Source organism: Streptomyces sp. LBL, assembly GCF_029893585.1.
Classification (GTDB): domain Bacteria; phylum Actinomycetota; class Actinomycetes; order Streptomycetales; family Streptomycetaceae; genus Streptomyces.
On sequence record NZ_JARXYX010000043.1, the window covers coordinates 23046 to 36634 of the forward strand.

Consider the following 13589-nt stretch of genomic DNA (forward strand, 5'->3'; position numbering starts at 1 on the left):
TGAACCGCTGGGAGCTGCCCCTTTGCCGGACACCGGCAGCAGGAGCGTTGTCAGTGGTGGCGTGCAGGATGACGGGCATGACAACACCTGTTGCAGTGATCGTGGATGCTGCCGCCTACGCGCAGGCGGTCGAGGACGCGGTGAAGGCGTCGGCCGGCTACTACGCGGGCGGCACGTCGTCGCTGGACGACGACGCCTACGACCGGCTGATGCGCGGCATCGCGGCGTGGGAGGCCGAGCATCCCGACCAGGTACTGCCCGAATCCCCCACCGGGAAAGTCGCCGGCGGAGCCGTGGAAGGCGACGTCCCGCACACGGTGGCGATGCTGAGCCTGGACAACGTGTTCTCGCCGGAGGAGTTCACCGCCTGGACCGCGTCGTTGGCCCGGCGTATCGGCCACCAGGCGGAGCAGTTCAGTGTCGAGCCGAAGCTGGACGGCCTCGCGACAGCCGCCCGTTACACCCGCGGCCGCCTGAGCCGGTTGATCACGCGCGGCGACGGGACGGCCGGGGAGGACGTCTCGCACGCCATCGGCACGATCGAGGGCCTGCCGTCGGAGCTGGCGGAGCCGGTCACGGTGGAGGTGCGCGGCGAAGTCCTGATGACCACGGCCCAGTTCGAGCACGCCAACGAGGTCCGTACGGCGCACGGCGGGCAGCTGTTCGCCAACCCGCGCAACGCCGCCGCGGGCACCCTGCGCGCGAAAGACCGCGCTTACACCGTGCCGATGACCTTTTTCGGCTACGGCCTGCTACCCCTCCCGGACACCGACACGGCGCTCGCCGCGCGCTTGGGTGAGGGCGCGCACAGCGACCTCATGGCGCAGGTCGCCGCGTACGGCGTGAACACCACCGCCACAACCGCCGTGCCCGACGTCACCGCCCGTACGGCTGAGCAGGTCCTGGCCCGGGTGAAGGAGATCGCCGCACTGCGGGCCGAGTTGCCGTTCGGGATCGACGGGATCGTCATCAAGGCGGACCTGGCCGCCGACCAGCAGACCGCCGGATCCGGCTCCCGCGCCCCGCGTTGGGCAATCGCCTACAAACTGCCGGCCGTCGAGAAGATCACCCGGCTGCTGGAGGTGGAGTGGAACGTCGGTCGCACCGGCATCATCGCCCCCCGCGGCGTCCTGGAGCCGGTCGAGATCGACGGCGCCACCATCACCTACGCCACCCTCCACAACCCGGCCGACATCACCCGCCGCGACCTGCGCCTGGGCGACCACGTCATGGTCCACCGCGCCGGCGACGTCATCCCCCGCATCGAAGCCCCCGTCGCCCACCTGCGCACCGGCGACGAACAGCCCATCGCCTTCCCCGAGGCCTGCCCGCGCTGCGGCGCCGCCATCGACAGCAGCGAACAGCGCTGGCGCTGCGAGAACGGCCGAAACTGCCACCTCGTGGCCGCCCTCACCTACGCCGTCGGCCGCGACCAGCTCGACATCGAGGGCCTGGGCCACACCCGCGTCGTCCAGCTCGTCGAAGCCTGCCTCGTCACCGACCTCGCCGACCTGTTCACCCTCACCCGCGACCAGCTCCTGCGCCTGGAGCGAATGGGTGAGACCAGCGCCGACAACCTCCTCACCGCGATCGCGTCCGCCAAGGACCGGCCGCTGTCACGGGTGCCGTGCGCGCTCGGGATCCGCGGCACCGGCCGTTCCATGTCCCGCCGCATCGCCCGGCACTTCGCCACCATGGACACCATCCGAGCCGCCGACGCCGAAACCATGCAACAGGTCGACGGCATCGGCACCGAGAAGGCCCCCTCCATCGTCGCCGAACTCGCCGAGCTCTCCCCTCTCATCGACAAACTCGCCGCCGCCGGGGTCAACATGATCGAGCCCGGCGCCACCCCACCCTCCCCCACGACCGGCGACACCATGGACGGCGACAGCCCGGAGGCCACCAAGGCCACCAAGGCCACGGAGGCCACGGCGATGCCGCTGGCCGGGATGACGGTCGTGGTCACCGGCGCGATGACCGGCCCCCTGGAAAAGCTCAGCCGCAACCAGATGAACGAACTCATCGAACGCGCCGGCGGCCGCTCCTCCTCCAGCGTCTCCAAGAAGACCACCCTGGTCGTTGCCGGAGAAGGAGCCGGCTCCAAACGCGCCAAGGCCGAAACTCTGGGTATCCGCCTGGCCACATCCGACGAATTCGCCACCCTCATCGCCGACTTCATCGGCTGAGTGGCGGGTAGCCCGCAGGCGAGCTTTCCCCCTGCCTGCGGGCTGTCCCGCAGTTGTCCGATCGGTGAGTCTCCTGGCCCACGGCCTCGGCACCAGCGCCCTCACCGTGCCCGCGGCCCTTGGCCCGCGCGGCCTCCGGCGGCGCTTGCCGTATGTGGTGCCCTGACCCCTACGTCCCGGTGGACGGGCATCTTCCGCTGCGCCCGGACCGCCCCGGGTGGGCGTCGAGATCGACGAGACGGTGCTCAAGGACGACGACTGGGTGACCTGGCGCCGGAAGGTGCCGGTACGTCCGGACGGCTCGACAGCCTGGATGTGAGAACGCGTCTCGTGGGTTGACCACAAGAGGGCGGTTTCCGTCACAGTCGCCGCGTCGGACACTCCTGCCTCGGCGGCGAAACCGCAGTTCAGGCGCCCGAATACCATCAGGTTATGGGTCCTGTGATTCTCAGGCATTGGACGCATGCATCCGGAAGCTCGCAGGCTGGTCGCTGTCCCGTACCCGACCGTTCAGGAGCAGTCATGGGCAGCCGGTGGAGCAGCGTCGATGGTCTCATCGGCACGACCGCCCGCGGACCTGCCGTACTGAGGCCGCCGCGCCGGTCACCACCGAGGCGGCCTCGCTCGGGCTTTCCCGCGCCCCCCTGCCGCTGTTCTTCGAGCTGGTGGGCTGACCCCGTTGTCCGCTCTCCGGCCCGGCATGCGAAAGGACACGGTCCATGAGTCCAGCGGCAGCGGCGCGACCGGAACGTCCGCGCCGTACGTCCCGCCTGCGGTGGCCGCGTTCCGCCGCCCGCCTCGCACCCGTATCCCTGCCCCTGCCCCTGCCCCTGCCCCTGGCAGCGGCGGCACGGGGCGCCTTCGCCCTGGCTCTGCCGCTGTTCGTCGGGGTGTGCACCGGGTGGGTGATGCCGTCCGTGATCGCGGCGATCGGCGCCCTGTGGGGCGTGAGCCAGGACGGCTCCGATCCCTACCGGGTACGGGTGCGACGGCTGGGCTGGACCGGCGTGTCCAGTGCGTTCGGACTGCTCGCCGGTGAACTCGCCCTGCGCAGCGCGGAGTCGGCGGCCGTGACCGGATGCCTGGTGGCTGCCGCGCTGGTCGCGGGCACCGTCAGTCTGCGGGGGCGGATCGCGTCCGTCTCGGGCATGCACCTGCTCCTCGGCGTCACGATCGGCACCGGCATCCCCGTGCCGGGGCCGTGGTGGCAGCCGCCGCTGGCCCTGCTCGCCGGTGTCGCCCTCGTCCTGGTGCTGTCCGCGGCCCCGTGGCTGTGGCGCCGGCACCACGTCGAGCGGGCCGCCGTCCTCGCCGTGTACCGGAGCGCGGGCGATGCGCTCGCCGCGGCCGGTACGCAGGACGCCGAGGAGGCCCGCCGACGGATGACACTCGCGCTCAACCACGCCCACGAGGTGATGGCCGTCCACCTCACACCGCGAACCCGGCGACGACAGCAGACGGAAGTCCGAGAACTGGTCCGGGCGTTCCACCACGCCGTACGGCTGGGCGAGGCCGTGACGGCGCTCGTCTGGGAGGCCCGCCCGCTCCCACCCGCACTGACCGGCGTACCGCTGCGGCTGGCCGAGCGGCTGCTGCCGGGGCAGGTCTCGGCTCCCGCACCGGCCGGGACGGCGGCCGAACAGTCGGTGCCCGGCCCCCTCGACGCCGACTCACCGGGCAGGTCCGCGCTGGCCGCGCTGTGGGCGGGCATCGACGAACCGGACGCCGCCGATCCGACACTGCGTCTGCCGGCCCACACCTGGCCCGGAGGGGCGGCACGCCTGCGCTACGCCGTCCTGCTGGCAGGCTGCGTCCTCGTCGCCCATCTGCTCGCCGAGGCGCTGCACGGTCCGCGCGGCTACTGGCTCCCCATGACGGTGGCCTTCGTCTACAAGCCCGACTTCGGCCCGGTGTTCACCCGGGCGCTGCACCGCTCGGCCGGCACGGTCGTCGGCGTGGCCGCGATCGGAGCGGTGTCGGTGGCGGCCACCGGCACTTACACCGTGATCGGTGTCGTGGCCGTCTTCGGGGCGCTGATGGCCGTTGGCGTGCGCCATCACTACGCGCTCGCCACCGTGGGGCTGACCGCGGTCGTGTTCGTGCTGCTCGACCTGCTCGGCGACCACCGGGCGCTGTACGGCACGCGCATTCTGGACACCGCTCTGGCCTCCGCGCTGGTGCTCGCCGCGCACTTCGTGGTGTGGCCCGACTCCGCCGGGCACCGCGCCCTTGCGCAGACCGAGGCCGCCGTCGCCGCCGCCCGCCGCTACCACGACGTCGCTCCGGAAGCGGGCCCGGCCCAGCGGCAGTCACTGCGCCGCACCGCGTACCACCAGCTGGCCCAGGCCCGCCGGGCGATCGCTCACGCCCGCGGTGAACCGGTGCGCCCCGGCCGCTCACTGGCCGACTGGGAGGACGCGATCACGGTCGCCGAGCGGCTCTGCGACAGGGTGACCGCGCAGGTGGTGGCGGGCGCGGCCCACCCGCGGCGGTAGGCACTCCGGTCCGGCGGGCGGGCAGGCAGACAGACAGACAGACAGAAAGACAGACAGGACATCCCTGCCTGCCCGCCTGCCTGCCCGCCCGGCCGCCCGGCCGTCCGTGACCCATGTTGCTGCAGTCTGGATCCCGCCTCATCCATGAGGGAGGAGAATGACCGTATGGATCTTCAGGTACTGCGCTCCTTCCAGGCCGTGGCGCAGGGGACGACGGTGACCGAGGCCGCGGCGGACGCCCAGGTCACCCAACCCGCCCTGTCACGGGCCCTGAACCGACTGGAGGACGAGGTCGGCGCGGAACTCTTCCAACGCGTCGGACGCGTCCTGCGCCTGACCCCGGCGGGACGGGTGTTCAAGGAGCACGTCGACACGATGCTCGACAGCTACGACCGGGGTCGGCGAGCCGTGGCCGAGTTGGTCGACCCCGACGCCGGTGTGGTGTCGCTGGCCTTTCTGCACACCCTGGGCAGCTGGCTCGTACCCCGGTTGGTCACGGACTTCCGGCAGGCGTTTCCGCAGGCCCAGTTCGAGCTGCGTCAGGACGGTGAGGTCGGCCTGGTCCGGCACCTCCTCGACACCACGGCCGACCTGATCATCACCAGCAGCGAGCCCGTTCACCCACTGATCACCTGGCGCCGCCTCCTGGTGGAGCCCCTGCGGTTGGCCGTCCCCGCCCGGCACCGGCTGGCCGGGCGCCGCCGGGTCCGCCTGGCCGAGGTGGCCGAGGAGCGGTTCATCCTGCTCAAGCGCGGATACGGGCTGCGCGACCTCACCGAGACGCTGTGTCACAAGGCGGGCTTCACCCCACTCGTCGGCTTCGAGGGCGAGGAGGTGGAGACCTTGCGCGGCCTGGTCGCCGCCGGTCTGGGCGTGTCCCTGATCCCCTCGTCGCCGGACACCACGGCGAGCCCGCAGTCCCCGATCCGCTACCTGGAGATCACCGACGTACGCGGTTCCCGGGACATCGGAATCGCCTGGCTCGGCTCGCGCGCCGTACCGCCGATCGCCCAACGCTTCCTCGACCATGCCCTGAAGTCGGCCGACACACCCACGGCGTCGAGGTCAGCCTCGCGCGCCTGAGACCGAGGCCCCGCCTGAGGGCGGCCAGGGCGTCCGGCGATGAGCGGACCGCCGGGGATGTCGAGGCGGAGCGGCGTACGCGTTTGCGCCGCACCCTGCTCGCCGATCCTGCCGCCGCTTCTGAACTGCGGGCAGTACTCGTCGAATTGGCGCCTCACCAGTGCAGTCAGCAGGTCGTGGATGTCCACAACACGATCAGCGGGGGCGTGCAGCACGGCCTGGTGATCCAGACGGGCACCGTGGATCCGCTCACCTTCGGCTCTCCCCCTGGTCAGGACTGAGGCCGACGGTTCTTCCGTTGCGGGGTACCGGCAGGGCGGGCGAAGCGGGCCGGGACGCCGGGTGAGTACAGGACACTCACCGGCTCACCGGCCGGCGTGGGCAGGCCGGCCGCCGCCACCAGGTCTTCGTCGCAGGCGAGGAGCTCGGCCTGGTGCAGGGGCCAGCGCGGGTGGCTGTTGGGTACGTATACCGGCCGGCCGAAGAGGGTGCTGTGCAGGCCCCAGCGGGCGGTCAGGAAATGGTCCAACTCGGTGGGCCGCGCTATGGGTTCGCCCACCCGTACGGAGATACGGCTGCGGACGCCGCGCGGACCGGGCCACCGTCGTGTACTGGTGTAGGTGACGGTGTCATCACGGGTGCCGACAGCCATGCGTGACCACACGTACGGCATGCCGAAGCCGACACGCCCCACCGCGACGGGCAGGAGGCGGGAGGCGTCCAGCGAACGGAAGACGACCCCCCGACGCCCGTGTGCGTCCACCGTGTAGAGGCGGATGTTGGTCTCGGGGAAGCTGCCGAGATACGGCACCGGGGGCAGACCGAGCCAGCCGGAACGGTGTACCCGGAAGGCCACCAGGCCCACGTAGGTGACGCCGTCCACGGTGTCGGGCACGATTCCCGGCGGCAGCGCGCCGGCCACGTCGGCCGGATCCGCGGGCCAGTGCAGGAACGTCGCATCCAGCCAGGACTGGGTGAGGAGCGGGCGCCGGATCCGGTGGGGCGCGTCCCCGGTGACGGGCTCATCCGGTGTCGACGACTGCGGTGGGGAGAGTGACGTCACCGCTCCAGTATCACAGGCGGCGCATCACTCCCCACCACCAGCGCCGTCACAGTCGGCCTGCCCGGGCTGCACGACCGTAGGCGTCCTCCACCGGCCCGCTCGGTGTCCCACCCGGACGACGGGCCACCTCACCAGTTCCGCTTACCAGCACACGGCGTGAGCCACTGCCGGGTGGTGGTGGCGCCACCGGTCGGTGTTGACCTTCGTGGGGGTTGCGTTCGTGGGAGTTCCTTCGTGGGGTGCCTTCATGAGGTGCCTTCATGAGGTGCCTTCATGGGGTGCCTTCGAGCGGTTGACCTTCGAGTTGGTTGACCTTCGAGTTGGTTGAAGCTCAATGATGGCGGGGTGCCACATTCCGAGCTGATGCCGATCGGCGTCTTCGCCCAACGCAGTGGTCTGACCTCGAGCGCGCTGCGGTTCTACGCCGACTCCGGGCTGCTGCGTCCCGCCGAGGTCGACCCGGTCTCGGGCTACCGCTACTACACCGCTGACCAGGTGGCGCGGGCAACCGCCCTTCGCCGGCTCCGTGAGATCGCCATGCCTCTCACCGCTGTCGAGGCCGCCCTCGACGCCGGACCTGATGAAGCGGCACGGCTGATCGACGAGCACGTCGCACAGGTCCTCGAAGACGCGGTGACGGCGCAGCACAGGGCCGTTCACATCAAGGCATCACTCGCGGACGTACGACGTCTGCCGATTGCCACGTTGAAGGGTCCTGTGCTGGCTGACGCGGTCGAACAGGTCCTGACCGCAACCGCACGCGAGCCGGACATGCCGGTGCTCGGTGCTCTGCGCGTCGAGGCGACCCGGGAAGCGGTCACGCTGACCGCGACCGACCGTTACCGGCTTTCCACACGCACCTTGGTGCCGCCCGAGCCACCCGCCACGACGTGGGCGGCCACGATCGACGGCGAGCAGCTGCGGGCCGCGGTCTCCGAGATCCGCCGCAGCGCGCTGGTGCGCGTCGACGTCGGCTACCGTCGGTCTCTCGATCCCTGACCCCTGGCCGGGTCACGGTGAAACCGGCCGGCGGGTAACCGCATGCCGATCCGAGCCACCGGACCCACCCACGCCGGGCTGCGCAGCGCCGTCGCCGTCACCGCCTGACCGCGACGGCCTCTGGTCCATGGCGGTGTTCGCGGTGCGCGCCGAACGCGCTGCCTCTCAGTCGTCCCAGCGGGCGGCGGCGAGGACCGCGGCCGCCGCGCCCGTTCCCAGGAGCGCGCCGGCGATGACGTCGCCCGGGTAGTGCACGCCGGTGTGGATCCGCGAGTAGCCCACCGCGCAGGCCAGCAGGCCGAGCGGAACCGTGGCGACCGGGAAGGCCGGCCCGACCGCCGCGGCGAAGGCGACAGCCGAGGCCGTGTGACCCGAAGGGAAGGACGCGGAGGCCGGCATCGGCACATGCCGCCCGGGGAACGGCGAGTCCTCGGCGCGGTGGGGACGCGGACGCCGGACGAGGCGCTTGCCGAGCAGGTTCGCGGTCGTCGAGGCGACACCGACGGCCGCGAGACCGAGCACCGCGGCTCGGCGTGGCCGGCCGGGGAACAGTGCCAGGAGCCCGGCGGTCACGAAGGAGATCTTGGAGTGGTCCGCCGCCGCGGACAGCCGCCGCAGGGCGGAGTCCAGTGCGGGTGTCCTGGTGACCGTGACGGCCTCGTAGAGCGCCTGGTCGAGGGCGGCGAGATCACGCATCAGGTCTCGCCGGGCCCGGTGTTCCGGCGACGGGCGGTGCGACGGGCGGTCAAGCATCGCTCTGCTCCTGGTTCTTGTCGACGTTCTTGTGGTGGACGTTCCTGTGGTCGGCGTTCTTGTGGTGAACGTTCTCGTGGTGGATGTTCTCGTGGAAGGGGAGGGATGCCCGGCCGAGGGCGAGGCGGACGATGCGCTGCCAGTCCACGGACGGTGCGACGTACGGGGCGCCGGGACGTTGTCTGGGCACCCGCACCCGAAGGACGCCGGGCCGCACGGTGCACACGACCGGCGGAGGCAAGGTGAGCGCTTCTCCGTCGACGGCGACCGGGATGAGCTCCGCGTCGGCCTCGACGACCACGCGCCGCGACGTCAGCGCGGTGATACTGCTGGCGCGTTCGCCCCGCAACGCCAGTTCGGCGGCCTGCGCCGGGCCGTCCACGCGGACCGCGATCACACCGAGAGTGCCTCCGTCGAGTCGCGGTCTTCGTCCGCCGCCCAGGGGGTCGGCCCGGGCGTAGGCGTTGTTGCTCACCAGCAGTGTCTGCGGGGCGGTCAGCCGCTCGTCGTCCGTCCGGACGTCCAACGGGGTGGCGGCGTCGCCGACCAGCAGGTCCGGCAGGTGGTCGAGTGCGGTGGCCGCCTTGGCGTCCCGGTAGTCGGGGCTCTGCACGATCTCCGCGTACGCCCCGAACGAGACGGTGTTGACGAACGGCTGCCCGGCCACGTCGCCCAGGTCGACGCGGAGTTCCACACCGTCCGTCAGGGCGTCCAGGCCGGTGGCCGGGTCGTCACGGTCCAGGCCGAGGTCCATCGCGAAGTGGTTACGGGTCCCGGCGGCCACGACGAGGAAAGGCAGACCGTGCTCGGCGGCCACTCCCGCCACCAGTGCCTGCGTGCCGTCGCCGCCGGCCACGCCGAGCAGGTCGGCGCCCTCGGCCACGGCCCGCCGCGCCAGGGCCACCGGATCCGGATCGGTGTCCAGGTCGAGCAGCACCACGCGGGCGCCCAGCGCCTCGGCCCGCTCCACGAGACCGTACTGGCCGACCTTGCCGCCCCCGGAGCGCGGGTTCATGATCAGTACCGCGCGGCGGGGCGGCCGGGCCGACCGGGTGTGCATGCCGTGCGGCTTGCGCAGGCGGCGCAGCGCGCTTCTGGCACAGGCCAGCCCCGCGCCCCACAAGGCGAGCGCCGTCACCGCCACCGCCCACAGACCCGAGACGGCGTACAGCACGAGGACGCAGACAGGTGCGGCCAGCGCCAGCAGGGCGCCCAGCAGGCGGGCGGCTCTTCGGTGGGCCAGCGCCCACCAGAGGCCCGCGCCGGTCACGGCGAGTCCGGCGAGGCCCAGCAGCAGGATCAGCCATCGGCCTGATCCGGCGCCGACAACCACGGCTGCGACGGCGCCGGCGACGCACAGCAGGGCGAGCCGGGCCAGTCCCCGGGCCGCCCGGACCGCATTGTCGGTGCCGGCGGGGCCGGCCTCGCCGGTCGTTCGGGTCGCGTTCATGATGCGTCGGGTGGTTCCCCCTGAGGTTCCGCGTGCCGCGTGTACGACGCCATCGGTCTCCCCACGTGTTCCGGGTCCCTGCCCTGCCTCCCCCTCCATCGTCGTTCACGTCCCGTCGGTTCGGCATCCCGGCATCCGTGGCACCAGCGCCGCGGAATCGGTCGGACCGGTGCCTCGGGGATTTCGGAGAGCCAACGATCTCATGAGACCGCGGGCCGCGGGCCGCATCATCTGGCGTCCGCAGTTCATCGTGGCCGGCCTGGGCACCAACGACTTCTCCACGCCCCTCGACCCAGGTGAACGCTGGGCCGCACAGGCGGAGTTGGCCGCCACCTCCGGGCCGCCCGTCACGGCTTCCTGGACCGGCTGGGGGCCCGGAACGGCCGCAGGAGGTTCTTCATCCTGGTCAGCTCCGCGTACCCCGCCAACACGACACGGCCGCGTTCGCCCGGAGCCCAGAACACCGAGCGCCGAGCGCCGAGCGCCGAGCAACGAGCAACGAGCAACGAGCAACGAGCAACGAGCAACGAGCAACGAGCAACGAGCAACGAGCAACGAGCACACCGTCCAGGAACGCGAGCGGCGTGGGGACAACCGGTTGCGCCTCCACTGGCACTACGACGATCCCGGCGTCGACCGTCTTGGCTGCGACTGGCCCCCTCCCTCCACGACCACCGGATCATCTCCGGCCCGCTGGGCCGCTTCCTCACCGGACTGCCCCTGTGCCGGTAGCCGGGCGGAAGTTCACGGCCCGGCCGGGCTCGACGCGTGAACGGGGGGCAGGTCCGCCCCGTACATCCGAGGGACGGATCAGCCCCTGCCCCGCATTTGGAGTTCCGATGCACCGCCCCCTCCGCCGCCTGCTCAGTGGTCCGGCGCTCATGACCGCCGCGGCGCTCCTTCTCGCCGGCTGTGCCGGCGCCTCGACCGAGGAACGGGTCGACCACAAGCAGACCGTGCCCAGCGCGAAGCCGATGACCCTGGAGAAGCTCGCCGCAGCGGTCGACTGCGGGAAGCCCAAGGTTCCGGGCAAGACCCTCGACTACCGTCAGGGCATGTGCAAGTCAGGCTCGGCCGAGTATGTGCTGCTGACGTTCGACACGGCCAAAGGCCAGCGCGAATGGCTCGACGTCGCGCAGATGTACGGCGGTGTGTACCTCGTCGGGAGCCGCTGGGTGCTCTCGGCGACCCCGCGCTCGGCCATGGAAGCGGCACGCGCGAAGCTCGGCGGCACCATCGAGGAAGGGCGGTCGTCCGGCGCCTCCCCCTCAGCCGGTTAGACCGAGCCGGCCGGGCACATCGTCAGCCTGGTCGGGCGTCGGCTCGACCAGGCCGGCGATGTGCGCGGTGCCCGTGCCGACGGTGTCGGTCCAGCCCGCTGTGTCACCGAGTACCAGGTGGTTGAGGGTGTGATCAGCCCGCGGGGAGGGCGCGGATGGCGGCGATGTCGAATTGGAGACGGACCTTCTCACTCACCATGGCGCCGCCTTCGGCCAGTTTGGAGCTGTACGTCAGACCCCATTCCGAGCGGTTGATGGTGGTGGTTCCGTCGAAGCCCACCCGCTCGTAGCCGAACGGGTCGGTGACATGTCCTATGTAGGTGAGCTCCAGGACGACGGGCCGGGTCGTGGCCTTGATGGTGAGGTCGCCGGCCATCCGGTAGACGTCCGCGCCCGCCACGTCCACGGCGGTGCTGACGAACCGTATGCGCGGATGAGCCCTGGCATCCAGGAAGTCCCGCCCGACCAGATGGGCGTCCCGCTGTTCCACACCCGTGTCGACACTGGAGGTGGACAGGATGATCTCCGCCGTCGACCTGTCCGGTTCGAGGCCGTCGAAGTAGAGGCGGCTCTCGTACTCCGTGAAAGCTCCCCGCACCGTGGTCACCATGGCGTGTCGCACGGAGAAACCGATCCTGCTGTGTGCGGGGTCGATGATCCATTCTCCGGTCAGAGCCGTCAGACGGGGATCCGGGAGGAGCGCCGGGTCGGGGACCGGCGACAGGGTGGAGGGCGAGGGAGCGACGGCGGGCTCCGGGCGGCGGAACACGGTGCCACGGCTGAACAAGTTCATGATTCACCTGATTACTGCACGAGAGATCTTGTCGCAAGCCCCGTAACGAAAACCGGCGCTTTCCGGGCCCACCACCACACAACCCGCACACCCTCTGGGCATGAGCAGGCACCAAAAGCTCCACACATTCACCACCCGATTCCCAGAAAGCAGAGGGAATGGGCGGTGAATGCAAGCCCGATGATCAATGACTTCCCGGCCGACCATCTCGAATACCAAACGCCGGAGAATGTGACCACGATCACGACCACGGACAGGAAGAGCACGAGCGTCAGTTGCAGGCCGAAGCGGTCCGCGTACAGACCGAAGCGGTCCACGACAGCGCCCCCTGCCGCCGCCATGGGCGGAACCACCCGCGCCGGGGGCACCTTCCCTGCCGCTTCACCAGCCGCCGCGCACCCGGCTCTTGTGAGCTGTCGGCCAACAACCCGCAGGCTCCAAAGGCACACCCGATTGATGCTCTGTGGGACTTTGTGGGGGTTCATGAAACCGCAATTCGAGTGATTCGAATTTTGGTGACCGAGAGCCTTGTTCGGCGCCCGGCCTATACGCCGACGGATGACGACGACGCCGGGAGGGCATTTGTCGCAGTACTCCCCGTTGAACTATCAACAGGCGGGATCTTTCGATTTCTGGGCTGACTCGTTCAGGCGCTTCAGCGTGTAGCTTTACGCACGGGGCCGGGCCGGACCCTCAGGCGTCGTGAGCCATGGCGACGGGCATCGTCCAGCCCAGCGAGTGCGGTTCGGGGTCGTCCAGGGCCGCCGCGTGAGGTTCCTCTCCCGCGGGCGCGTTGAACGCGGTGAGCGCCTCGACGAGTGTGGCCCGCTGCTGGGGTGCGAGGTCTCCGACGATCGCGGCGATCTCCGCGCGGCGCCGGGCGGTGACGTCCTCGACGGTGCGTCGTCCTTCGTCAGTGAGCCGCAGCCGGGTCTCCCGGCGGTTGTCAGGGTTGGTCTGCCCGACATGCAGGAACCCCACCCTGCATACACGGGGTGGGGTTCCTTGTTCGAGCGCTGGGCAGGCCTTGCACCTGCATCTCCCCGCAGGAAGCGGGGCGTCTTTCCTTGGACCACCAACGCACTGTCGGACACCGGAAGTTCGGCGCCGCGTTCTGGATCAAGCATACCCCAGGCGGCAGGTGCCGCTCCCCAAGGAGGCCGGCCGGGGGACATCGCCGGTCGACACCGCGTTTCGGTCGTCAAAGCTCCCCCGAGACCCAGTACGGCAGGACGTAGGACGTCGGGTTCCTGCTCGGCCGGGACGACCGCGAGGGGAGGGGAGGGGAGGGGAGGCCGGAGCGTCGGGCCCTGCGTGAGGCGCAGGGCCATTGGCTCGGAGGGTTTTTGGCTCCGGCTCCCGTTCACCGCCTTCACCGCGAGCGCGACAGCGCGACACGGTAGGGCCGGGAGTGGACACCTCCAACGCCACGGGGGCGGGGTTACCCCGGCTGTACGGCCGCCATGGCGTGCGGGTGCACCACG

At 71.0% G+C, this 13589-nt stretch carries 10 protein-coding genes and 2 pseudogenes; 6 read left to right on the top strand and 6 right to left on the bottom strand.

Translation table 11 applies throughout. The features are described 5' to 3' along the window. Positions 1-77 precede the first annotated feature (77 nt). From ligA to M2271_RS37220, 4 genes are all read left to right on the top strand, one after another. Positions 78-2189 carry an NAD-dependent DNA ligase LigA gene (gene ligA / locus M2271_RS37205; RefSeq protein WP_280891890.1) on the top strand — a complete coding sequence of 704 codons (2112 nt, stop codon included), beginning with the start codon at positions 78-80 and terminating at the stop codon, positions 2187-2189. Positions 2190-2908: 719 nt separating this feature from the next. Then, positions 2909-4684: an FUSC family protein gene (locus M2271_RS37210; RefSeq protein ID WP_280891891.1), complete on the top strand. Its 1776-nt coding sequence runs from the start codon at positions 2909-2911 to the stop codon at positions 4682-4684. Positions 4685-4849: 165 nt separating this feature from the next. Continuing rightward, positions 4850-5767 (top strand): LysR family transcriptional regulator, encoded by a 918-nt coding sequence (locus M2271_RS37215; protein WP_280891892.1) that lies wholly within the window; start codon positions 4850-4852, stop codon positions 5765-5767. An 83-nt stretch (positions 5768-5850) separates the two neighbouring features. Further along, entirely contained in the window at positions 5851-6048 is a 198-nt protein-coding gene (locus M2271_RS37220; protein ID WP_280891893.1) for a hypothetical protein, read from the top strand. Here M2271_RS37220 and M2271_RS37225 read toward each other — a convergent pair. Next, positions 6039-6830 carry a DUF2071 domain-containing protein gene (locus M2271_RS37225; protein ID WP_280891894.1) on the bottom strand — a complete coding sequence of 264 codons (792 nt, stop codon included), beginning with the start codon at positions 6828-6830 and terminating at the stop codon, positions 6039-6041. The two genes, M2271_RS37220 and M2271_RS37225, sit on opposite strands and share 10 nt — an antisense overlap. A 345-nt stretch (positions 6831-7175) precedes the next feature. Here M2271_RS37225 and M2271_RS37230 point away from each other — a divergent pair. Continuing rightward, positions 7176-7799 (top strand): annotated as a pseudogene (locus tag M2271_RS37230) (MerR family transcriptional regulator); the annotation flags it as partial. A gap of 195 nt (positions 7800-7994) precedes the next feature. On the opposite strand, the gene M2271_RS37235 reads toward M2271_RS37230, so the two are convergent. Both M2271_RS37235 and M2271_RS37240 read right to left on the bottom strand, forming a co-directional pair. Next, a complete protein-coding gene (locus M2271_RS37235) occupies positions 7995-8582 on the bottom strand; it encodes a phosphatase PAP2 family protein (protein ID WP_280891895.1) in 588 nt (195 codons plus the stop codon). After that, positions 8575-10032 (bottom strand): diacylglycerol kinase family protein, encoded by a 1458-nt coding sequence (locus tag M2271_RS37240; protein WP_280891896.1) that lies wholly within the window; start codon positions 10030-10032, stop codon positions 8575-8577. The genes M2271_RS37235 and M2271_RS37240 overlap by 8 nt, the downstream gene beginning before the upstream one ends. Positions 10033-10871: 839 nt before the next feature. Here M2271_RS37240 and M2271_RS37245 point away from each other — a divergent pair. Next, on the top strand, positions 10872-11312 hold the full coding sequence (locus M2271_RS37245; RefSeq protein ID WP_280891897.1) for a hypothetical protein: 441 nt from the start codon (positions 10872-10874) through the stop codon (positions 11310-11312). 133 nt (positions 11313-11445) lie between these two features. Here the strand turns inward: M2271_RS37245 and M2271_RS37250 are convergent, their stop codons facing one another. The 3 genes and pseudogenes from M2271_RS37250 to M2271_RS37260 form a co-directional block, all read right to left on the bottom strand. Next, entirely contained in the window at positions 11446-12105 is a 660-nt protein-coding gene (locus M2271_RS37250; RefSeq protein ID WP_280891898.1) for a YceI family protein, read from the bottom strand. A gap of 128 nt (positions 12106-12233) precedes the next feature. Beyond that, positions 12234-12422: a hypothetical protein gene (locus tag M2271_RS37255; protein WP_280891899.1), complete on the bottom strand. Its 189-nt coding sequence runs from the start codon at positions 12420-12422 to the stop codon at positions 12234-12236. A gap of 376 nt (positions 12423-12798) precedes the next feature. Then, positions 12799-13065: pseudogene (locus M2271_RS37260) on the bottom strand (MarR family transcriptional regulator); the annotation flags it as partial. Positions 13066-13589 lie beyond the last annotated feature (524 nt).